We start from the raw sequence: 22,302 nt of genomic DNA on the forward strand, positions 1-22,302 counted from the left end.
TTGTTGCTGTGTCCCGGCACTCGTCCGACCGGGTCGGCGACAGGCGTCACCAGTTCGTATTAGGTCCCTGGACGGCGAGAGTGGGGACATGGGATTCAGCGAGGACCGAATCGACCCCGCGGCGTTCCTGGAGGACGTGGAGATGCGCATCGGCGAGGTCGCCGACGCGGAACCGTTCCCGGAAGCCCGCAAGGACGTGTACAAGCTGACCGTCGACTTCGGCGACCGGACGCTCCAGTCGGCGGCCGGGCTGACCGACGTGTACGACCGCGAGGAGCTCGTTGGCAGCCAGGTCGTCGCCGTCGTGAACCTGGGAACCGTGACCGTCGCCGGCTTCGAGAGCGAGTGTCTCGTCACCGGCGTCGACGGCGACGACGGCGTGGTCCACCTGACGACCGAGCGGGACGTGCCGCTGGGGACGCGGGTCTACTAGTCGCTGACAGCGCCGAGAGGCCAGTCTATAGCCGCGGGGACGCCACGGCGACCGCTCAACGCACCCTCGCGACCAGCCGCCGGTGGACCCGCCGCCAGTACAGCTCCGCGAGGAGCCAGGCAAGCGCCGCGCCGGCGAGCCCCAGCGCGACCAGCAGGTCGCCAAAGCGCATCCACCCGGGCGCGACATACAGCAGCCCGTTGACGAGCGGGCCGGTGACGAAGGCGACGACCCAGGCGAGTCCGGTCGTCTGCTCCCCGGTCGCCGAACCACCGCCGGTCCCGTTGGTCAGTGCCTGTCTGCTCCGTCCGTTCGCGCTCTCGTCGCCCGTTCCGAGGCGCTCGGCCTCGTAGGGGGTCGGGACGGAGATACTCCAGACGACATCGCCGTCCACGTCGACTTCGAGCACGCGGTCGCCCTGTGAGTCCGTCACCAGGGTGTGGCCGCTGGGGAGGCGGTCGGCATCGCGGGGCCAGCGGAGCTGGTCGTCACGCCACGTCCACGCCTGCCGCCACTGGCCGTCGACACGCTGGTACTCGACGACCCGGTTGTTCTCCGAGTCGGAGACGACGACGGCCGGGCCGCCCCGAGCTTCGGGGATGTAGTCGGGGTTGTGTTGCTCGTAGAGGATGCCGTAGGCGTCCTCGGCGCCGAGCGTCCAGTTGCGCTGGAGGCCGCTGCCGGGCTCGATGAAGACGACCCTGTCGTGGTTGCGGAGACTCGCCATGACGCGGCCGTCGTCCAGTATCTCCACGTCGTTGACGTGGGTCCAGTCGCCCGGCTGGCCGCCGCTTTCCTCGCGGTCGAAGGCCTCCTCGGCGCGCCACTCCCACTCGACGGCGCCGGTCGTGGTGTTGAGCGTGAACACGCGGTCTTCTGCGATGTCGGCCACGACGAGCCGGTCCTCGCTCAGGCGGTCCACGTCGTGCCAGATGTCCCACGCCGTCACCGCCGTGTGGATTCGCTCGGTCTCGCCCGTCGTGAGGTTGGCGCGTTCGATGACCACCTTCGCACAGCCGTCCTCGTACGAGCCGTTGTCCCGGGCCGCGAGCGCGTCGGGGCAGTCGTCGTACCTAGAGCCCGCGACGTAGAGGACGGTCCGGGACCCGGGCGGGTCCGGGTCCACGTCGAAGTAGTTCCCGTAGGTGTTGTTGTGATACAGCGTCCGGCCGTCGTCGGTGAAAGCGACGATGGCGGCGGTCCCGCTGTTGCCCCCGGGAGGGTCCGTCGTCACCACGGTGGCGTTCGGTCGCTCGGGCACGACCGCCTCGCGCTCGGACAGCGGCGCGTCGGTCTGGTTCGCCGCCGCGGCGGCGGCGTTCGGCGGCGTCTGGACCCAGGAGACGAGCAGCGCCACCGAGGCGGCGAGTACAACGACGGCCAGCCCGGCTCGAATCAGCGTCCGTCGTCGCATGCTATCGGCACTCCCCACAGTGGTCGGCGATACCGGCAACACAACGGTACATAGCAGGGCCCAGCAACGACTGCATATTAAACGTTGCCGGCGCGGTCCGCTACAACAGCGCCAGCGTCCCGCCGGCCAGCCCGAGCGTCACCAGCAGGCGACCCGCGCTGCCGAAGAAGGTCGCGGCGCCAAAGCGGGCATAGTCCTCCTCCAGGACGGTGAAGGCGTAGATAGATATCGTATCGGGGAAAAAGGGGACACACAGCGCCAGCGCGAGGCCGACGTAGCCGTACTTTCTCGCGATCTGGACGGTTTTCTTCTCGGACCACTCGATGACGTCGAACCGGGACTCCTTGATTCGGCGCACGAGCGGCCCGTACTCCTTTGCCTCCTGGCCGATGTGGAACGCAAAGAGGCTCCCCAGCGCCTTGCCGAGGGCGCTAAAGAGGATGATGGCGACGAGGTTCCCGTTCGTCGACAGCCCCAGTCGGAGCGACCCGGCCGGCACGAGAACGACCTCGCTTGGCAGAGGCAGGATGAAGGCGATAAGAAAGGAGTAGACGGCGATGATGCCCAGTCCCGTCGGCCCGGTCGCCGTACAGACGGCCTGTTCCAGGAGGGCGAGCGACCCGTCGGCGGTCCCACACTCACTGAGGAAGGCGACGGGCAACGGAAACGGGGGAGACAGACTCACACCACCCCCTAGCAAACAGCGGGTACTAAAGCTTGATATGTTCCCTCCGGAGCGGTACCGAGAGAGTCCGGTACGGCTGCAACGACGGCACAGTACCAGTCCAGGTCCGCCACGAACGACCGCAGCATCGACCGCGTCACGTGGGACAGCACCTTTTTCATCGTCGGGTCGCCGGGGCGACCGCTCCTCGAAAAACGTGCGCGAAAACGCGCGAATCGCGCTGCGATTCGCGTGAACCGCGCGCCAGCGGCGCGCGGATATCAGTACCAGTCCAGATCCGCCACGAACGACCGCAACATCGACCGCGTCACGTGGGGCATACAGACCACCCGCATCTCGCCGGCGCCGGTCTTGGAGACGCGCCAGCCCCGCTCGCGGAGTTCGTCGGTCATCGGCACGGAGAGGTCGGCGGCCACGAGCGGGAGTTCGGGGCCGACGACGTCGTGGCCCCGGCTGTCCAGCTGGTCGGCCAGCCACTCGGCGTTGTCCATCGAGCGCTCGTACTGCTCCCGGTAGCCCGCGGGCCAGAGCTCCTCCATCGCGGCGACGGCCGACGCGACGCCGGCGCCCGAGCGGGTCCCCGTCAGGGTGAGCTGGCTCGTCGATTCGAGATACGGCGTCTCGACGGCCAGTTCGTCAAGCAGCGTCTCCTCGCGGGCAAGCAGCCCGCCGGCGGGGACCGCGGCCTGGCCGACCTTGTGGGGGTCGATTGTCATCGTGTCGACGGCGGCGTGGCCGAAGTGCCAGTCGTGGTCGGTAAATGGGAGATAGAAGCCGCCCCAGGCGGCGTCGACGTGACAGAGCGCGTCGGCTCCGTGTGCGAGGTCGGCAATGGCCGGGACGGGGTCGACGAAGCCGTACTCCGTCGAGCCGGCGACGCCGACGACACAGACGGTGTCGTCGTCTATCAGTTCGGCCATCGCCGCGGTGTTTGCGCGATACTCGTCGGCGGGCGCGGTCCGGAGTTCGAGGTCCAGCACGTCAGCCGCCTTGGTAAATGAGAAGTGGGCGTGGACTGGCGCGACGACGTTGGGGTCGTCGGTGTCGGCCCGGTTGCGGGCGATGCGCAGCGCCTGGATGTTGGCCTCGGTACCGCCGGAGGCGATATAGCCGGCCGGGTCGGCCAGCCCCGTGAGGTCGCCCAGGGCGTCGACGGCCTCGCGTTCGAGGTCGGCGACGGTCTCGTAGGTCCCGGGGTCGCCGGGGTTGGTCGCCAGAAACCGCTCGGCCGCCTTGCGAGCCACCGGGTGAGGGGCGGTACACATAGACGAGAGCACCCGTTCGAACTCCTGTGGCTCGGCCCGCTGTAGCATTCCTGTGCCGAATGTAGAGGGCGACCGGTTTAGCCGTTGTGTTCGTTTCGGGCTCACCAGTTCGAGGGGCCGATTTTCTTGGTCGCTTTCGCCCGGAACCCGGTAGGGCCGACGAGAGACTCAAAGACCGTCTGGCGTTCAGTGTCGAGCGCGCCGCCGAACGAACCCACGCGCATCGTCCGGTAGGTCTCGAACCCCTTGTCGTTGGAGTAGAAATACACCGAACCGTGGAGCAGCCCGTGAACGCGGTCGTCCTTGCGGACCTCCCCGGCCGGTCTGTCGAACTTGACGAAGGCGACGTTCCCCCAGTTGACGACGGCCTCGCGCAGCCCGACGAGGAAGGCGACGATACGGCCCTGGGAGAGGCCAAACTCCCTGGCCCGGTCGAGGTCCGTCAGCGAGTCGATGACGACGATGTCGTCGGTGCCTCCGGCCACCCGCTCGGCGATGTCGTCCAGTAGCGCGCGGAACGTCTCGTCGTCCGGGTCGGCGGTCTCGGGTTCGTCCTCCTCGACCGGTTCGATGTCGCTGTCGGTGCGCCGGGCGTCGAACAGCGCCGGGGGCACCGGCAGCAGTTCCATGAACCGCTGGGAGAAGTCCGCGACGGTCATGTGGTCTGTCAGCGTCTCGAACTGATAACCGTCGAGGACGGCGTCAAGTTCGCTGTAGACGTGCTCTCGGTCCTGCGAGAGCGTGACGTAGGTGACTGACTCCGGGATGGCGTCGCTCCGGCGGGCGATGTGGCCGGGGACGAGGTCGGGGTCGTGCTTTGCGAGCATCAGCGTCGCGAGGCTGGTGTAGGTGAAGGCGTCGCCGCCGGCGTCCGAGGCCCCGGCGAGCAGAACCGAGCTCCCGGTCGGGATACCCCGGACGTTCCCGTCCAGCCCCGGAATGCCAAAGGGGATGTACGACACACCGCGGCTGATGCTCTTGGCGTCGGGTGTCGGTGACATAGCGGATTGAGAGGGGACCGGGTAAAAAGTGTAGCGTCGGGGAACAGCTGTCAAACGAGCTGGCACGCAGTGGTTTACAGTAGAATATAACTATTGTTCGGCAAAGTTTGAAGAGGCAGCCATCGGTACGCCGACACATGGCGTTTACACGCGAGGAGTCACTCGAACGGCTCAGAGAGACGGTATCGGACGGCGACCCCATCATCGGCGCGGGCGCGGGAACAGGCATGTCGGCGAAGTTCGCCGAGCGGGGCGGCGTCGACCTGCTCATCATCTACAACTCGGGGCGCTACCGGATGAACGGCCGCGGGTCGCTTGCCGGACTCCTGCCCTACGGCGACGCCAACGAGATCGTCGTCGAGATGGGCCACGAGGTCATCCCGGTCGTCGAGGACACGCCCGTCCTCGCCGGCGTCAACGGGACCGACCCGTTCCGGCAGATGGACGTGTTCATCGAGGACCTCAAGCGGCGGGGCTTTTCCGGCGTCCAGAACTTCCCCACGGTCGGGCTCATCGACGAGGACAGCTCCTTCCGGGCGAATCTAGAGGAGACGGGGATGGGCTACGACAAGGAGGTCGAGATGATTCAGGAGGCCGCCGAGCAGGACATGCTCACCTGCCCGTACGTCTTCACCGAGTCACAGGCCCGCGAGATGGCCGAGGTGGGCGCGGACATCATCGTCTCCCATATGGGCCTGACCACCTCCGGGGACATCGGCGCCGAGACGGCCCTGGACCTGGAGACGGCCGCCGAGCGCGTCCAGGCCCACCACGACGCCGCCAAGGCGGTAAACGAGGACGTCATGGTCATCTGCCACGGCGGCCCCATCGCCTGGCCCGACGACGCCGAGTACGTCCTGAACAACACGGAGGGCGTCGTCGGCTTCTTTGGGGCCTCCAGCATCGAGCGCCTGCCCACGGAGGAGGCCATCCAGAACCAGGCCCGCGAGTTCAAGGAGATAGAGTTCTGAGATGGCCGTCGTCATCGTCGGGACGCTCGACACGAAAGGCGAGGAGATAGCGTTCGCCAGGAGCGTCATCGAGTCCCAGGGCGTCGACACCCACCTCGTCGACGTGGGCGTGATGGGCGACCCCGAAATCGAGCCCGACACCGGCGCCGCCGAGGTGGCCGAGGCCGGCGGCACGAGTCTGGAGCAGCTCCGCGAGGACGGCGACCGCGGCGCGGCGATGGAGGCCATGGGCGAGGGCGCGGCCGCCGTGGCCGAACGGCTCCACGAGGAAGGGGTCCTCGACGGCGTGCTCGGACTGGGCGGCTCCGGGAACACCTCAATCGCGACGGCGGCGATGCGGGCGCTCCCCGTGGGGGTACCCAAGTTCATGGTGTCGACGGTGGCCTCGGGCGACACCGAGCCCTACGTCGGCTCGCGCGACATCGCCATGCTGTACTCGGTGGCGGACATCGAGGGGCTGAATCAGCTCTCCCGCCGGGTCATCAGCAACGCCGCGCTGGGGATAGTCGGGATGGTCGAAAACGAGCCCGACGTGGAGGTGCCCGACCGACCGACCGTCGCGCTGACGATGTTCGGCGTCACCACCCCCTGCGTCCAGCGCGCCCGCGAGGTGCTCGAAGAGAAGGGGTACGAGACCATCGTCTTCCACGCGACCGGCACTGGCGGGCGGGCGATGGAAGCACTCGTCGAGGAGGGGCTCGTCGACGGCGTGCTGGACGTGACGACGACCGAGTGGGCCGACGAACTCGTCGGCGGGAACCTAAACGCCGGCCCCCATCGTTTGGAAGCGGCCGGCGAGGCGGGCATCCCGCAGGTCGTCTCGACCGGCGCGCTGGACATGGTGAACTTCGGGCCCCGAGAGTCGATCCCCGAGGAGTTCGAGGGCCGCCACTTCCACGTCCACAACCCGCAGGTGACGCTGATGCGGACCACACCCGAGGAAAACGCCGAACTCGGCGAGATACTCGCCGGGAAGCTCAACGGCGCGACCGGTCCGACCGCGATGGTGCTCCCGCTGGGCGGCGTCTCGATGCTCGACGTCGAGGGCGAGGATTTCCACGACCCCGAGGCCGACGCGGCGCTGTTTGACGCGCTGCGGGCGAATCTCGACGACGGCGTGGAACTCATAGAGCGCGAGGAAGACATCAACGACGAGGCGTTCGCGGCGGCGCTCGCCGAGAAGTTCGACGAGTACATGCGCGAGGCCGGGGCCGGTCCCGAGGCGTAGTCAGGGAAACCCGCTATCGAGGGGGTGACACCCACCCGTGGGGCCGTGGGAGCCTCGGTAAAACGCGGGGCCGACATCCCGGCTGTGAAATAGCTCACTGCGTCGAGCGGGTATAACACGATAGACTATTATGATATCGGCCGGAGGTGTATTGCGATGAAAGCAGTCCAGTTCGACACGCACGGCGACAGAGACGTGCTCACTTACGGCGAGTTCCCCGACCCGGACTGTGGCCCCCGAGAGGTGCTGGTCGACGTCAAGGCGGCCTCGCTGAACCACCTCGACATCCACACGCGGCGCGGCCTGCCGGGACTGGACCTCGAACTGCCACATATCCCGGGGAGCGACGCGGCCGGGGTCGTCACGGAAGTCGGCCACGAGGTCACGCGGCTCGAACCCGGTGACCGCGTCGCGCTGCTGGCCGGCACGAGCGGCGGCGACGACGAGTTCAGCCGCAAAGGAGACCCGACGCTCGCGCCAGACTTCCACATCATCGGCGAACACGTCAGAGGAGTCCACAGCGAACTCGCCGCGGTTCCCGAGGCGAACCTCACGCCCGTCCCGGAGGGGGTCGACTGGGAGACGGCCGCCGCCGCGCCGCTCGTCTTCCAGACCGCCTGGCGGATGCTCCGTGACCGCGGCGAGTTACAGGTCGGCGAGTCGGTGCTCGTGCTCGGGGCGTCGGGCGGGGTCGGCCACGCGGCGGTACAGGTGGCCGCCGAGGCCGGCGCGGAGGTGTTCGCGACGGCGAGTACCGACGAGAAACTCACCTACGCGGCGGAACTGGGCGCCGACCACACCATCAACTACGAGGAAGACGACTTCGCGAGCGAAGTCCGGTCGCTGACCGGCGGCCGCGGCGTCGACATGGTTGTCGACCACATCGGCGCACAGACCTGGCAGGACTCGCTCAAGAGCCTCGTGAAGGGCGGCCGCGTCGTCACCTGCGGGGCGACGACCGGCGGAACGCCGGAGACGGACATCAACCGCATCTTCTGGAACCAGCTCCAGGTCATCGGCTCGACGATGGCGACCCACGGACAGGCGGAGGAGGCACTCGACCTGGTGTGGGACGGGACCTTCGAGCCGCGCATCCGCGAGACGCTCCCGATGAGCGAGATATCCGAGGCACACCGGCTCATCGAGGAACGGGAGGGGTTCGGAAAGGTCGTCGTCGTGCCCGACAGCGAGCTGTAGCCGGGCGACCGAACGCGGCTGACGCGAACGCCGCGTCGACGGCGGCAGACCCGCTTCAGCGCACGGACTCGAGCAGTAGCCGCTGTTCGACCCGCTTGACCTCGTGTTGGACGTCCCGGACTGCGTCGATGTTCGCCGAGATGGAGCTGACGCCCTCGTCGACGAGGAACTGCACCATCTCGGGTTTCGAGGCCGCCTGTCCGCAGATGCTCGTCGCCACGCCGTGCTCGCGACAGGTCGCGATGACCCGCCCCATCAGGTCGAGGACGGCGGGGTGGAGCTCGTCGAAGCGGTCCGCGACGTTGCCGTTGTTGCGGTCGACCGCGAGCGTGTACTGCGTGAGGTCGTTCGTCCCGAAGGAGGCGAAGTCGATGCCCGCCTCGCAGAGTTTCTCGATACCGAGCGCGCTCGCGGGCGTCTCGACCATCACGCCCCAGTCCCGTTTCTCGGGGTCGATACCCGCCTCCTGCATCAGCGACTTCGCCCGCAACACGTCCTCGGCGTCCGTGACGAGCGGGAGCATTAGCTCGACGTTGTCGTAGCCCAGTTCGTACAGCCGGGCGAACGCGCGCAGTTCGAGTTCGAACTCCTCCGGCCGGTCCAGCGACCGCCGGACGCCGCGGTAGCCGAGCATCGGGTTGTGTTCGGCGGGCTCGTCCTCGCCGCCCTGGAGCTGGCGGAACTCGTCGGAGGGGGCATCGAGCGTGCGGACCCGCACCGGCCGCGGGTAGAAGGCCTCGGCCACGCCCCGGACCCCCTCGACGATCTCGTCGACGTAGGCCCGCTCGCCGTGGTCCTCGACGTAGCGGGCCGGTGTCTTGTCCGTCGAGAGTATCATGTGCTCGATGCGCAACAGGCCGACGCCGTCGGCGCCGGTCGCCGCGGCCCGCTCGGCCGCCTCGGGGATGGAGACGTTTACCTTCACCTCGGTGCCGGTCATCGGCTTGACCGGCGAAGGCTGTTGGTCCGTCGGCGCACGCGCGTCCGCCGACGGCGCAGCCGCCGTGCCGTCGCCCGACTCGTCGGTCGCCCCCTCGCGCTTGCCGACCTGGACGGTGCCCATGTCGCCGTCGATGGTGACGGGCTGGCCGTCCCGGAGCCGGTCGGTGGCGTCGTCGGTGCCGACCACAGCGGGGACACCGAGCTCGCGGGAGACGATAGCGGCGTGGCTCGTCATCCCGCCCTGGTCGGTGACCAGCCCCGCCGCGCGCTTCATCGCCGGCACCATGTCGGGCGTGGTCATCTCCGTGACGATGATATCACCCTGCTCGACCTTGTCGAGGTTGTCCAGCTTGTGGACGACGCGGACGGCCCCGGTCGCTTTGCCGGGACTGGAGCCGATACCCGAGAGGCGAACGTCCTCGCTCTGGTCCGCCATCGCGCCGCCGTCGGCCGACGCACCGCTGCCCGCGGCCTCGACCGGGTCGTCGATGGTCGTGATGGGGCGGGACTGCAACAGGTACAGCTCCCCGTCGTAGATGGCCCACTCCACGTCCTGCGGGGAGCCGTAGTGGGCTTCGACCCGCTCGCCCAGTTCGAGTAACCGGGCGAGTTCGCCCTCGTCGAGGACCTGCGCGTCGCGTTTCTCGTCGGGGACCGACCGCTCGACCGTCTGCCCATCCTCGCCGCGGACACACATCACCCGCTTCTCGGCGACGGTCACCTTAGTCACCTCGCCGCTCTCGCGGTCGAGGACGTAGTTGTCGGGCGAAACGGTGCCAGAGACGACGGCCTCGCCCAGCCCCCAGGCGGCCTCGACGATGGCCGTTGGCTCGCCGGTCGAAGGGTGACTGGTAAAGAGGACGCCCGACTTCTCGGCGTCGACCATCTCCTGGACGACGACGGCGATGTCGACGGCGTCGTGGGCGAAGCCCTGTTCGTTGCGGTAGTAGATGGCCCGCTGGGTGAAAAGCGACGCCCAGCACTCCTTGACCCGGTCGAGCAGGTCCGCGCGCTCGACGTTCAGATAGGTGTCCTGCTGGCCGGCAAAGGAGGCATCGGGGAGGTCCTCCGCCGTCGCCGAGGAGCGAACGGCGACGGGGCCGTCCCCCATCTCGTCGTACGCCGAGAGCACGTCCTCGCGTACCGCTGTCGGGACCTCGGTTTCGAGAATCAGCTCCTGGGCGCGCTCGGCCGCCCCCGCGAGTGCCGCCGAGTCGTCGCTGTCGACATCGACCGCGTCGAACAGCGCCGCCTCGATGCCGGTGTCCTCGATGAACGCCCGGTACGTCCCAGCTGAGACGACAAACGCCGACGGGACCGGCAGCCCAGCGCCGGCCAGTTCTCCCAGGGATGCTGCCTTGCCGCCGACCCGGTCGAGGTCGTCGGCACCGATCTCCGCGAGCCACAGTGTGTGCATGGACTCGTGTGTTCTTTAATGAACGTCTATTATGTTCCTTGCGGTCTACCGGCCAGTAGAGAGCGGCTAGACCTCGATGATGTCGTCGTCGCTGTCGGCCTCGGGGACGGTCATCGACCCGTCCATCGTGGTGACTGCCCGCCCGCCGACCCACGCCTCCAGCCCGTCGGTGTCAACGCTGACCGTCCCGGGCCTGTCGAGGAAGTGGCCCCCCTCGACGACCACCTGCTCGATGGTGTCGTCGAGTGCGCCCTCGCGGCGGACGTAGGCCCCACACGCCCCGGCGGCGGCGCCGGTGACGGGCACCTCGCCGACGCCGCGGCCCGGCGCAAACCCCCGGCCGTGCAGCGTCGCCTCGCCGGCGATGGTGTCGAAGGTGAAGGCATAGAGGCCGACGGCGTCGACGCGGTCACACAGCGCCCGGATGGCCGGCAGGTCGGCGTCGATTCGGCTGACGTGTTCGAAGTAGTTGACCGGGACCAGCAGCCACGGCTCACCGGTGTCGGCGACGGCCATGGGCATATCGGCGCCCACGTCCCGCAGCGTCGCCACGTCGATACCCAGCGCGTCGGCCACCTCGTCGTGGTCGAGCGAGACCGCCCGGATGTCGGCCTCGCCCTGTTCGACCCACACCGTCCCGTCCGGCTTGACCTCCACGTCGCGGGTCCGCCCGACGGTCGCCATCGCGGACTCGCCCGCGTCGAGGTCCCCCCGCTCGAACAGTGCGCCGTAGGCGGCGACAGCCGCGTCGTCGCTCCGGTCCAGCTCCCCGGTCGGCCCGAAAAAGCGGAGCCGCCGGTCGGCCCGGTCGCTCTCGAAGACAAAGGCCGTCGCGCTTGCGCCCAGCTCCCCCGCGATGGCCGCCATCTGGTCGTCGCTCAGTCCGTCGGCGTCCAGCACGACCCCCGCCGGGGTCCCCGCCATCGGCTCCGCGGTGAAGGCGTCGACGAGCAACACGTCCCGTGTGTCCATGCCCCCCTGTTGTGCCAGCCCCCGGATAACAGTTGCTGGAGCGAGGGGTCACGCCGGGACACGTGGCCCCGCACCCGGCGGCCGTCGTGAAACCGTTAAGCCCCCACGCCCGTCTGTCCAGATATGGGCGAGTTACCGGCGGAGTTCTCGTGTACCGTCACGAACTGGGAGTATATCTACGACCTCTGTCGCGACGTGGCCGACGAGGTGAAAGCGGCCGAGTTCGAACCCGACGTGGTCGTCGCGCTGGCCCGCGGCGGCTGGTTTGCCGGCCGGTGTCTCTGTGACTTCCTGGGCCTCGACGACCTCGCGAGCCTGAAGATAGAACACTACGTCGGCACCGCACAGCAGAGCGACGAACCCGAGATTCGCTACCCGCTTGCCGACGGCGCGGTCGAGGGCAAGGACGTGCTCGTCGTCGACGACATCGCCGACACGGGCCAGTCACTCCAGACCGCGGCCGACTGCGTCGCCGACCGCAACCCGGCGAGCGTGCGGACGGCGACGCTGCAGTTGCTCGACACCAGCGACCACGAGCCGGCGTTCGTCGGCGAACGGCTGGAGGAGTGGACGTGGGTGGTCTACCCGTGGAACTTCATCGAGGACATGACGGAACTCGTCGCCGGCGTCATGGCCGAAAGCGACAACCAGGTCCACTCCACGGCCGACATCCGGTCGCTCCTGCGGTCACACCACGACCTAGACCCCACGGCACTGGAGATAGCACAGCCAGACCGGCTCGGGGAGGTCATGGCCGAGATGGTCCGCCGGGAGCAAGCGGTGTCGACCGACGGCGGCTGGCGTCTCGCTGACTGAAACGCCAGCGGCCGACGGCGGCTGGCGCCTCGTCGGCCGAGACGGGTAGTGCCGTCTGCCAGCCCCGCTCAGTCCCGCTCGTCCGAGACATCGGGTCGTTCGCCGTGGAGGTCGAACCACTCCCGCAGCGGGGCGCGAATCCCGTCGACAGTGACGGTGACATCGCCGTTGAACCGCCACCTCGCACGCGGGGAGTCCTCGCCGAAGTAGATGGGGATGTCGACTTCGAGGTCCTCGACCGCGACGTCGAGGGAGTCCTCGCGGTCGACCGTCTCGTCGAGCAGCCGTTCGACGGCGGCCTGCAGTTCGTCGATGTCCGGTTCCGGCATCCCCGTGTGCTGGCTCATACAGTCGGCTACTGGCTCCACCTATCTCTTTGTTTCCCCGACCCGCGGAGTCTTCACGCCCGAGGCCGTCGGGCCGGGTATGGAAACACACGCGGGCCGGTTCCGGGTGTACCGCGTCGTCGAGTCGGTGCCACACATCAACTTATTCGACACCGAGGGGACGCGCCTCTACACCGCCTACCAGTCGGGCTACGGCGACCGGCAGGAAGACATCGACGCGCTCCGGACGGGCGACCTCGGCGAGGCGACGCTGGGGGGCGACCCGGACGACCCCGACGAGGCGTGGTCCATCCAGTCGGTCGAGCGCGTCGGCGGGGTTCGGATGGCCTTCGCCGTCGATGCCGACCCCCCGGCCGTCGCCGAGGAGCTGTGGACCGAGGGCCAGGAGCGACCGTCGACGACCGCACTAGAGTCAGACGGCAAGCCCGTCGCCGAGGTCGCCGTCCAGCCCCGGGCGCCGCTGCCGGGCGGCGCGTTCGTCCCCAGCGTCCTCACCGGGCTGGTCCCCATGGAGGACCGACTGACCGAGCTCCAGTCGACCGGCGAGGCGGTGACCGACGCGCTGTTTGTCGACCCGGACCCGCCGGACGCCGACCGCTACTCGCGCCCGTTCGGTGCCGTCGTCTTCTTCAGCGCCGCCGGACGGGAGCTGCGCGACGAGTTCTACGCGGCCTACGGCGTCGCCCCCGACGCCGACAGCCGCCCGGAGTACGACCCGTATGGCATCTAGAGCGGGGCAGTCTTAGACGGCGACGACGATGGGCACCGGGACGAAACAGAGCGCCCCCAACACGAGCGTCAGGACGCCCAGCGCCCGGCGGCGGGGTCCAAGCGGCGTCTCGACGAGCGGTGTGGCCGTGCCCGCACGCGAGAAGACCAGCGCGATGACACCCCAAAAGCCCCACAGCGGGGCGCCCCGGCCACCTTCGAAGGCGACGAGATAGCCCGCCAGCCCGAAGAGGCCGAGCGGCACAACGAGCTGGACCGCGTCCATTCGCTCGCCGACCAGCGAGCGGCTGATGTGGGCCCCGTCCAGTTGCCCGACCGGGATGAGGTTGAGGAAGGTGACGAAGGCACCGACCCAGCCGCCGATGACCACCGGGTTTGGCAGCAGGTTCGGGTCGCTGTAGGACAGCGACTCCCCCAGCAGGGCGGCGATACCCTGTATCAGCGGGGGATACCCCAACTCGATACGTGAGATGAGCCCGCCGGCGACGTAGATGGGGTCAAGCGTCACCCCGACGGCCGTGACGGCGACGGTCGCGACCAGCCCCGCGAGCGGCCCGGCGACCCCGATGTCGAACAGCGCCCGCCGGTCGGGGATGTTGTCCTGCATCCTGATGACCGCCCCCAGCGTGCCGATGACGTTGAACGGCAGCGGGATGAAGTAGGGCAGGCTGGCCTGGACCTCGTGGTACCGCGAGAGCGCGTAGTGGCCGAACTCGTGGACCGCGAGAATGCCCATGACGGCGGCCGCGAAGGGCCACGCCCGCCAGAGTACGGCGGGCTCTTCGACCACCGAGAGCCCGTACCACCGCGTCCCCGCGTACAGCGTCGAGAGCAGCGTCGCCGCCGCGAGGGCGACGTTGCGCCACGGGACGCCGTCGACGCCCAGCGACCGCTCGGTCGCTACCAGCACGTGGCCGCCGGACTCGCTTTGCAGGCGCACGCGGTAGCCGTGCTGTCGGAAGGTCGGGCCGACCTGCCGGATGACCTGTGCGGCGTCGGTCACCGGGTCGCCGTAGTACCGGATACCCCCCTCCGTGAGGTCGATATCGCGGACGCTGAAGACGTCGGCGAGGCGCTCGGGACCCGGCGGTGACTGAGCCGACTCCTGACCCATCATCGACATGTACGGCGTCGAGCGTTTTGAACCTGTTTGCGGACCGGGGGGCTAGTCCGCGACGGCTTCCCCGGAGCCGGTGGCGGCATTGGGGTCCTGGATCCAGAGGTCGCCAAAGAGGTCGTCCTGCTGGAGGACGACACGGCCCCGGTGGGCCAGAAACAGCAGACCGAGGAACGTCTCGACCCGCGAGCCGCCGGCGCGCTCGATCTCGCGGTAGAGTACCTCCTCGCGGCCCTTGTCGTACTGCTCCCGGACCGCGGCGTAGACGTCCTCGATGATGTCGTCGATCTGCTCGCCGTGGGCGGTGCCGGTCACGTCCTCGGCGGAGGGTTCCTCGTCCAGGCGCATGTCGTCGGCGCCACGGTAGTCGAGTTCCTGGGTCCCCCGCTGGAACCCCTTCGGCGAGCCGCTGGTGTCGTACTCGCGGGACTCCTTCCACCAGTTGTCCCGCTCGGCCTCCCGCAGGTCCCGGACGAGTTCATCGAGCGTCTGTGGCATCCCGCGGGCCCGACGCCGTTCGAGCCGGCGGTCCATCTCCGACTCCAGGGCCGCAAAGGGGTCGGGCTCCTCGATCGGGTCGTCGCCGGACATCGCCCGCTCCCAGGGCTCGACGGCCTCCTCCTCGGGCTCGTCGGTCCCGAGCATCGCGTCGCTTTTCATCCGAATCAGGACGGAGGCGTAAAACAGCGCCCGGCCCGAGGTGCGCAGGTCGCTCCCGTCGATGGCGTCTAAGAACTTGTCGGTCACCTGCACCACGTCGATGTCCCACGGGTCTATCTCGCCGTCGTCGGCCAGCTGGACCAGCACTTCGACGGGTTCGGGAGCGTCGTCGCCGTCGCTCCCGTGGGGTTCGGGTGCGTCGTCGTCCGTATCCGGGGCACCCTCGCCGGCCCCGGGCGCGTCGGCGACCGCCGCCCCGTCGTCGACGGTCGGCTCGCCGGTGAGCAGGTCCGCGTCGGACCCCTCGCCGGGCGGTTCGCGGTCCTCGTGGCCCGTGATGTCGAGTGGGATATCGTCGGTCATAGTGTCCTCTCAGTCGTCTGCGACAATTTCGTCCTCCTCCTCGCCGTCCCCGGAGAGGTCGATACCGGTCACGGCCGAGACGTTGTCGCCCTGCATCATCACGCCGATGGCCCGCTCGGACCGTTCCAGCATGGCCGAGCGGTGCGAGACGACGACGAACTGGGCGTCGCCGGCGAGTTCGTCGACGAGTTCGCCCACGAGGTCGGCATTTTTCGCGTCGAGGAAGGCGTCGACCTCGTCTAAGGCGTAGAACGGCGCCGGGTTGTGCCGCTGGATGGCGAAGATGAACGCGAGCGCCGTCAGTGACTTCTCGCCGCCTGACATCGCCGCCAGCCGCTGAATCGGTTTGTCGCCCGGCTGGGCCTTCATCGTCAGGCCGCCCTCGAAGGGGTCGTCCTCGTCCTCCAGGTGGAGGTGGCCGGTGCCGTTCGACAGGCGCTCGAAGATGTCCTGGAACTGCTCGTTTATCTCGTCGAACGACTCCATGAAGGTCGCCTTCTTCTTCTGTTCGTAGCTGTCGATACGCTCCCGGATGCCGTCGGCCTCCTCGACCAGGGTTGCTTTCTTGTCCTCCAGGTCGGCCAGCTCGTCGGCGACCCGGTCGTACTCCTCGATGGCGCGCATGTTGACCGGCTCCAGGGCCTCCATCTCCCCGGTCAGGCGCTCTATCTCGGACTCGACGGTCTCGTGGTCGGGCACGTCCTCGGGGTCGTAGTCCCCGACCTGCGCTTCGAGTTCGTCTATCTCCCACTCCAGGCGCTCGCGGTCCTCGCGTTCGTCTTCCAGGTCGCGCTCGACATCGGTGACCTCCGACTGTTGCTCGTCGCGGGCCTCCTTTGCGGCCTGAAGGTCCTCGCGGAGGTCCTCGCGTTCGCCTTTGAGTTCGGCGAGCTCGTCTTCGAGCGCTTCGACCTCGGCTTCTTTCTCCGCTTTCAGTTCCTGTTTCTCCGTGACTTGCTCTTCCAGCTCCGCAATCGTCTCCTCCTTCTCGGCCTTGCGGTTCTGGGCGGCCTCGATGTCGTCGTGGAGCTCCTCGATGGCGTCTTCGGCGTACTGTTTCTCCAGTTGCAACTCGTTGAGCTCCGCGTCGAGGTCGTCCTCGCGGTCCTCCAGTGCGTCTATCTCCCCCCGTATCGCCTCGCGCTCGTCGGTCAGGTCCGGCAGCTCGGAGTCCTGGACCTCCGCCTCTAGTTCCTCGATATCGGACTCGATGTCGGCGATGGCGTCGTTGGCCGCTTCGATGTCGGCCTCCAGCTCGTCCATCTCGTCGGCGACAGAGTCGCGCTCGGCGGCGATCTCCTCGATGGCCGCCTCCAGGTCGTCGATGCGCTCCCGTGTCTGTTCGAGTTCGGCCTGCTTGCGCTCGATACTGGCCTCGATGTCGCGGACCTGCTCGGTCGCGTCGGACTCGCGGTCGCGGGCGTCGTCGAGTCGCTCCTCCACGTCCCGCAGCTCCTCGCGCACGTCGGCGCGCTCGTCCTCCAGTTCCTGAATACGGGTCGCGACGCGCTCCAGCTGACCGGCCCCGCCCGAAAAGGAATACCGGGTGCCCGAGGAGGAGCCGCCGGTCATCGCGCCGCTCTTCTCGACCAAGTCGCCCTCTAAGGTGACCATGCGGTAGTCGCCCATCAGCTCCCGCGCCGTCTCCATCGTGTCGACGATGACCGTATCGCCAAGCACGTACGAGAAGACGCCCGCGTACTCGGGGTCGAAGTCGACGAGGTTGTAGGCGAAATCGATGACGCCTTCTTGGTTTGGCAGCGTCGGCAGCGAGCGGTGCTGCATCTGCGTAATCGGCAGGAAGGTCGCCCGGCCGGCATTGCGCGATTTCAGGTACTCGATACAGGACTGGCCGACGCCGTCGTCGTCGACGACGACGTGGGCGAGCCGCCCGCCGGCGGCGGTCTCACAGGCGGTGGCGTACTCGGCGGAGACCCCGCCCAGCTGCCCGACGGTCCCGTGGACGCCCTCGCGGCCGGCGTTGAGAATCGCCGTCACTGCACGGCCATAGGAGGAGTCCCCGTCCTGGCCCGCCTTCGCCTCCAGTTCGGCGTACTCCTGTTGCTTGGCGCTTATCTTGTCCTCCAGGCTATCGAGGTCGGACTGGAGCTCCCGTTTCTCGGCCCGGAGGTCGTCGACGACCTCGCCGATGGTTCCCTTGTTCTTCTCGGCTTTCTCCAGTTCGGTCTCTAAGTCCTCTATTTCGGCTTCGAGGTCCGGAATCTCCGCCTCCGCGTCCTCGATTGCCTCGCGTTTCTCGTCTTCCTCGTTGGAGCGCCGGCGGGCCTCATCGAGCAGGCGGTCCTGCTCTCGCTGGAGGTCGTTGCGCTCGGTCTTCCGTTTCTCCAGCTCGTCGCGTTTCGCTTCGAGTTCGTCCTTTATCTCCTCGAACTCCTCGCCGATATCGTCGATTCGGCTCTGTACGTCGGCCAGTTCGCTCTCCTTGCTCGCGATATCGGCTTTGACGTTTGACTTCTCGACTTTCGTCTCGCGGATGTCGCTTTCGAGTTCGTCGATGGTCTCTTGCTTGCGGTCTATCTGGACGAACGCCTGTCGGCGCTCGTTTTCCGCGGCCTCGGCGGCTTGCTGGGCGCTCGCGATTTTGTCTTCCAGCCGCGAGATATCGCCCTTTATCTCCTCGATGTCGCGCTTGATGGCGAGCTGTTCGTCCTCGCCCTTGCGCTCTATCTCGCCGTTTAGCTCGTGGAGCTCGTCTTCCAGCCGGACGACCTTGCCCTGCCTGCTGTCCAGCTCTTCCTGTAGCTCGGCGAGCTCGCTTTCCAGCGCCTCGATGGCGGCCTCCGTCTCGGCCAGCTCCTCGCGTTTGTCCTCCAGCTCGGCCGCTTTCCGATACCCCTCGTACTCCTCTTTCTCGTCCCGTAGCTCCTGGTACTGCAGCGCCGTCTCCCGCTCGTCTTCGAGCTGGTCGAGCCGGTCCTGTTTCTCCTCGATGCGGAGTTCGGCCTCGTCGATGCGCTCCTGTACGACCGCCAGTTCCTCGAAGGCGTCCTCTTTTTTCTGGTCGAACTGCGCGACGCCGGCGATCTCGTCGATTATCTCCCGCCGGGAGCCGGCGGTCATGTTGATTATCTCGGTCACGTCGCCCTGCATCACGACGTTGTACCCCTCCGGGGTCACGCCGGCCTGGGCGAGTAAGTCCTGGATGTCAGAGAGGTTGACCGAGCGACCGTTGATGTAGTAGTAGGAGTAGTAGTTGTCCTCGGTCTCCTTGACCCGGCGTTTGATGGATATCTCGTCGACGTCGCCGACGTCTTCGGTTCCGGCGGTGTTGACGACCTGCGCGCGGGAGACGGTCCGGTCATCGTTGGCGAGGATGACCTCGACGCTGGCCTCGCGCTCGCCGCTGTACTCCACGTCCTCGTCGGCGTGGCCGGGGTTGTAGATGAGGTCGGTCAGCTTCTCCGCGCGGATGCCCGACGTGCGAGCGAGTCCGAGCGCAAAGAGGACCGCGTCGATGATATTAGACTTTCCCGACCCGTTCGGACCCGAGATAGTGGTAAAGTCCTCGTAGAACGGGATTCGGGTCTTGCGCCCGAAGCTCTTGAAGTTGTCGAGGACGAGCTCTTTGATGTGCATACGGTGAGAGGGGCCGCCCGTCTAGGCCACGATGATGTCGGAGCCGGAGTCCTCGTCCGTCTCCGACTCGGCGTCGGCCTCGGGGTCGGCGGTGTTGTCAGACTCCTCGGGAGCCTCAGTGTTAGATGTACCGGCCTCGGGCGTCGCCGTGTCGCCCCCGGCCTCGGGAACCAGAATCTCGCTCTCGGTCGAGGTGGACTCCGTGGCGTCGTTGGCCGACGGCTCCTCGGACTGGCGTTCGGTCCGCTCCTCGCCCGCCTGTTCGGGCGGCGCCCGGCTGAACCCGTTTTGCTCGTCGACGGTGTTTTCCAGCTCGCGGATTCGGACCTTGCACTCGACCAGCTCGTCGGTCAGCCCCTCGACGGAGGCTTCCAGTTCCTGAACGCGCGTTTCCAGTTCCTCGACGCGGTTGCCACACATATGCCACACAGTGACGGTCCGCCCACATAAACGTGCGTCAGACAACAGTTCGGATTCCGATAGATAGCGTGTTTGCGTGCGCTGGCGGATATTCGAGCGTGTCGCGGGGTGATGGCTCGGTGGTCGGATACTGTCGCTATCTGGAGTGGAAACGCGGGGTAGTAACTGGGTACCATATCGTCGCAGTGGTCAGTGGTGCGAATCGGACTGCCGACAGCCAGAAAGCCCCGACCTGTTCGACTCGGGGGCCTCGCTGCGGTCCTCGCTCACTTCGTTCACTGTGGTCCTTGCGTCGTCCGCCATCGTCGAACAGGTCGCCCCTTTCAGCCCCACCCGTAGCCGGTTGGTCAAACAGTACTGGGTGGGGCTGAAAGGGGCGGCTGGCTTCGGGAACCCCGACGATGCAAGCACCGCAGGAACGAACAGAGTGAGTGACGAGGAGCGCAGCGAGTCGCGGGACCGAAGCCAGCCGGGGCTTTCTGGCTGTTAGCAACACTGTGGACTAGAACCGGTGAGAGACCGTTTTGGTACTCAATGTCGTCACACACTCCCACAGCCACCACAGCTAGGGGTCGTTACGCTTTAGCCGGCGGCCGTCGAACCACGGGTAATGACTGCACAAGCCGCCGAGTCCGGCGAGCTCGCGGCCGTCATCGGGCTGGAGGTCCACGTCCAGCTGGAGACGGAGACGAAGATATTCTGTGGCTGTTCGACCGAGCCCAGCGAGGAGCCAAACACCAACACCTGTCCGGTCTGTCTGGGGCTGCCAGGGGCGCTGCCGGTGGTCAACGAGGGGGCCGTCGAGGCCGCCGTCAAGGTCGGCAAGGCCATCGACGCCGACATCCCCGAGGAGACGGCGTTCCACCGGAAGAACTACTACTACCCCGACCTGCCAAAGAACTTCCAGATAACCCAGTACGACTCCCCCATCTGCCAGGACGGCGAACTGGAGTTCGCCGTCGAGGGTGAGCGCCGGGCGGTCGACATCCGGCGGGCCCACCTGGAGGAAGACCCCGGCTCCATCAAGCACGTCCGCGACGGGAGCGGGCCACTCGAATCCCGCACCACGTCCATCGAGCGGGCCGACTACACGCTCGTCGACTACAACCGCGCGGGCACGCCGCTGATGGAGATCGTCACGGAGCCGGACTTCCGCGCACCCGGTGAAGTCCGGGCCTTCCTCGAAAAGCTGGAGGAAGTACTGGAATATCTGGGCGTCTTCGACGCGACCCGCGACGGCAGCCTGCGCATCGACGCGAACCTCTCGATGGTCGACGCCGACGAGGTCGGCGAGGACGGCCACATCGACGAGTCGGTGCTCGAAGACGCCAACCGCACGGAGGTCAAGAACATCTCCAGCCACAAGGGCGCCGAGAAGGCCCTGGCCTTCGAGGAGTCCCGCCAGCGCAAGCTCGTCCAGTCCGGGCGCGCGGTGGAACAGGAGACGCGCCACTTCAACGAGACCCACGGCAACACCGTCTCCATGCGCTCGAAGGAGGAGGAGAAAGACTACCGGTACTTCCGCGAGGCCGACATCCCGCCGCTGCAGGTGTCGGGCTGGAAAGACGAGATATCGATTCCGGAACTGCCCGACGCCCGCCGCGAGCGGTTCGTCGCCGAGTACGGGCTCAGCGACGAGGCCGCCTCGAAGCTCACCAGCACGAAGCAGGTCGCGGACTTCTTCGAGAGCGTCGCCGAGCGGTTCGACGCCGACCTCGCCGCGACCTGGGTCGCCGACAACCTGCTTGGCGAACTCAACTACCGCGACATGTCCGTCACGGACATCGACGACCGCTTCGAGGAAGTGACCCGCCTCGTCGAACTCGTCGACGAGGACGAGATAACCGCCAAGAACGCCCACGAGACGGTGCTCCGGGAGATGCTCGACGAGGGCGACGACCCCGACACCATCGTCGAGCGGGAGGGGCTTGGCAAGACCTCCGGCGACGAGGTCCAAGGGGCCGTCGAGGAAGCCATCGACGAGAACCCCGACACCGTTTCCGACTACTACGACGGCGAGGACAACGCCCTGAACTTCCTGGTCGGCCAGGTGATGCAAAAGACCGGGGGGAGCGCCGACCCCGGCGAGGTCAACGGGCTCCTGCGTGAGGAGCTAGACGAGTAACCGCGGCTACGTCTCGCTGGCCTCGGTCCGGTCGCTGTTCTGTCGCTGTGTCTGTGTCACGACCGCCGGGTCCACCCGAAACAGCGCCGCGAAGATGACGACCGCGGCCGTCTCGACCAGCTTGATAGCGCCCTCGACCGGCTCGGTGTCGAAGTGCGAGAGGATGAGGAGGACGGTGTTTTGCTCCCCGTGGCTGTGGCCGCCGCCCGACGCGGGCGCCGAGAACCCGTCGGCGAGGAAGGCGCCGTGGCCGGTGGCGTGCCAGAAGACCCAGGCGGCGATTGAACCGACCAGCACGAGCGCGGCCCCGGCGTACGCGGTCCGCAGGCTCACAACATCGAAGGTGACGAGATACGGGCCGGCAAGCAAAACCGCGCCGAGCGCGACAAAGAGGAACGGGCGCGGGTCCGGCGGGACGCCGGTCCCGAAGGCGTTGAGATAGACGAGGCTTCGCGGGAACCCCCACCAGAGGTGGTACGCCGCCGTGACGAAGACGAGCGCGAGGGCGACCCCGCGGAGGATGCGGGCAGTCCGTCTGTCCATAGTGGGACTGCGGGACACGTCGTCAAGAGCCCATCGAACGCGTTTCCGGAACTTCTCGCG

19 protein-coding genes are annotated in these 22,302 nt (G+C 67.6%); 7 read left to right on the forward strand and 12 right to left on the reverse strand.

What is annotated here, in order from left to right:
* The first annotated feature begins 88 nt into the window (after positions 1-88).
* Positions 89-433, forward strand: coding sequence for a tRNA-binding protein (locus VJ162_RS06520; protein ID WP_324663189.1), 345 nt, complete (start codon positions 89-91; stop codon positions 431-433).
* Positions 434-488: 55 nt separating this feature from the next.
* Here the strand turns inward: VJ162_RS06520 and VJ162_RS06525 are convergent, their stop codons facing one another.
* The 4 genes from VJ162_RS06525 to VJ162_RS06540 all read right to left on the reverse strand — a co-directional run bounded on the left by VJ162_RS06525 (position 489) and on the right by VJ162_RS06540 (position 4,798).
* Positions 489-1,847, reverse strand: coding sequence for an aryl-sulfate sulfotransferase (locus VJ162_RS06525; RefSeq protein WP_324663190.1), 1,359 nt, complete (start codon positions 1,845-1,847; stop codon positions 489-491).
* 100 nt (positions 1,848-1,947) lie between these two features.
* Positions 1,948-2,532 (reverse strand): YqaA family protein, encoded by a 585-nt coding sequence (locus tag VJ162_RS06530; protein ID WP_407066836.1) that lies wholly within the window; start codon positions 2,530-2,532, stop codon positions 1,948-1,950.
* A 260-nt stretch (positions 2,533-2,792) separates the two neighbouring features.
* Positions 2,793-3,845, reverse strand: a complete 1,053-nt coding sequence (gene mfnA, locus VJ162_RS06535) for a tyrosine decarboxylase MfnA (RefSeq protein WP_324663191.1) — start codon at positions 3,843-3,845, stop codon at positions 2,793-2,795.
* A 53-nt stretch (positions 3,846-3,898) separates the two neighbouring features.
* Positions 3,899-4,798: an RAD55 family ATPase gene (locus VJ162_RS06540; protein ID WP_324663192.1), complete on the reverse strand. Its 900-nt coding sequence runs from the start codon at positions 4,796-4,798 to the stop codon at positions 3,899-3,901.
* Between the two features lie 137 nt (positions 4,799-4,935).
* On the opposite strand from VJ162_RS06540, the gene VJ162_RS06545 reads away from it, so the two are divergent.
* From VJ162_RS06545 to VJ162_RS06555, 3 genes are all read left to right on the forward strand, one after another.
* Complete coding sequence (locus VJ162_RS06545; RefSeq protein WP_324663193.1) at positions 4,936-5,769, forward strand: phosphoenolpyruvate hydrolase family protein; 834 nt, start codon at positions 4,936-4,938, stop codon at positions 5,767-5,769.
* Position 5,770: 1 nt separating this feature from the next.
* Complete coding sequence (locus tag VJ162_RS06550; RefSeq protein WP_324663194.1) at positions 5,771-6,997, forward strand: Tm-1-like ATP-binding domain-containing protein; 1,227 nt, start codon at positions 5,771-5,773, stop codon at positions 6,995-6,997.
* Between the two features lie 156 nt (positions 6,998-7,153).
* Positions 7,154-8,194 carry a zinc-binding dehydrogenase gene (locus tag VJ162_RS06555; protein ID WP_324663196.1) on the forward strand — a complete coding sequence of 347 codons (1,041 nt, stop codon included), beginning with the start codon at positions 7,154-7,156 and terminating at the stop codon, positions 8,192-8,194.
* Positions 8,195-8,249: 55 nt separating this feature from the next.
* On the opposite strand, the gene ppsA is transcribed toward VJ162_RS06555, so the two are convergent.
* Both ppsA and VJ162_RS06565 read right to left on the reverse strand, forming a co-directional pair.
* Positions 8,250-10,553: a phosphoenolpyruvate synthase gene (gene ppsA / locus VJ162_RS06560; RefSeq protein ID WP_324663198.1), complete on the reverse strand. Its 2,304-nt coding sequence runs from the start codon at positions 10,551-10,553 to the stop codon at positions 8,250-8,252.
* 66 nt (positions 10,554-10,619) lie between these two features.
* Positions 10,620-11,525, reverse strand: a complete 906-nt coding sequence (locus tag VJ162_RS06565; RefSeq protein ID WP_324663199.1) for a PhzF family phenazine biosynthesis protein — start codon at positions 11,523-11,525, stop codon at positions 10,620-10,622.
* A gap of 123 nt (positions 11,526-11,648) precedes the next feature.
* Here VJ162_RS06565 and VJ162_RS06570 point away from each other — a divergent pair, with 123 nt between their 5' ends.
* Positions 11,649-12,341: a phosphoribosyltransferase gene (locus VJ162_RS06570; RefSeq protein ID WP_324663200.1), complete on the forward strand. Its 693-nt coding sequence runs from the start codon at positions 11,649-11,651 to the stop codon at positions 12,339-12,341.
* A 68-nt stretch (positions 12,342-12,409) separates the two neighbouring features.
* On the opposite strand, the gene VJ162_RS06575 is transcribed toward VJ162_RS06570, so the two are convergent.
* A complete protein-coding gene (locus tag VJ162_RS06575; RefSeq protein ID WP_324663201.1) occupies positions 12,410-12,688 on the reverse strand; it encodes a hypothetical protein in 279 nt (92 codons plus the stop codon).
* Positions 12,689-12,767: 79 nt separating this feature from the next.
* Between VJ162_RS06575 and VJ162_RS06580 the strand changes: the two genes are divergently transcribed.
* Positions 12,768-13,418, forward strand: coding sequence for a hypothetical protein (locus VJ162_RS06580; RefSeq protein WP_324663202.1), 651 nt, complete (start codon positions 12,768-12,770; stop codon positions 13,416-13,418).
* Between the two features lie 12 nt (positions 13,419-13,430).
* Here VJ162_RS06580 and VJ162_RS06585 read toward each other — a convergent pair whose 3' ends face one another.
* Genes VJ162_RS06585 through VJ162_RS06600 form a run of 4 tightly spaced genes read right to left on the reverse strand, consistent with a single transcriptional unit; the run spans position 13,431 to position 19,574 of the window.
* Positions 13,431-14,534, reverse strand: a complete 1,104-nt coding sequence (locus VJ162_RS06585; RefSeq protein WP_407066837.1) for a site-2 protease family protein — start codon at positions 14,532-14,534, stop codon at positions 13,431-13,433.
* A 48-nt stretch (positions 14,535-14,582) separates the two neighbouring features.
* Entirely contained in the window at positions 14,583-15,557 is a 975-nt protein-coding gene (locus VJ162_RS06590) for a ScpA family protein (protein ID WP_324663204.1), read from the reverse strand.
* 9 nt (positions 15,558-15,566) lie between these two features.
* Entirely contained in the window at positions 15,567-19,154 is a 3,588-nt protein-coding gene (gene smc / locus VJ162_RS06595) for a chromosome segregation protein SMC (RefSeq protein ID WP_324663205.1), read from the reverse strand.
* A 21-nt stretch (positions 19,155-19,175) separates the two neighbouring features.
* Positions 19,176-19,574 carry a DUF7518 family protein gene (locus tag VJ162_RS06600; RefSeq protein ID WP_324663206.1) on the reverse strand — a complete coding sequence of 133 codons (399 nt, stop codon included), beginning with the start codon at positions 19,572-19,574 and terminating at the stop codon, positions 19,176-19,178.
* Positions 19,575-20,184: 610 nt separating this feature from the next.
* Here VJ162_RS06600 and gatB point away from each other — a divergent pair.
* Positions 20,185-21,699, forward strand: coding sequence for an Asp-tRNA(Asn)/Glu-tRNA(Gln) amidotransferase subunit GatB (gene gatB, locus VJ162_RS06605; protein WP_324663207.1), 1,515 nt, complete (start codon positions 20,185-20,187; stop codon positions 21,697-21,699).
* A 6-nt stretch (positions 21,700-21,705) separates the two neighbouring features.
* Here the strand turns inward: gatB and VJ162_RS06610 are convergent, their stop codons facing one another.
* Complete coding sequence (locus tag VJ162_RS06610; RefSeq protein ID WP_324663208.1) at positions 21,706-22,242, reverse strand: hypothetical protein; 537 nt, start codon at positions 22,240-22,242, stop codon at positions 21,706-21,708.
* Positions 22,243-22,302: the final 60 nt, after the last annotated feature.

The sequence above is a fragment of the Haloarcula sediminis genome, assembly GCF_035656455.1.
Lineage (GTDB): Archaea > Halobacteriota > Halobacteria > Halobacteriales > Haloarculaceae > Haloarcula > Haloarcula sediminis.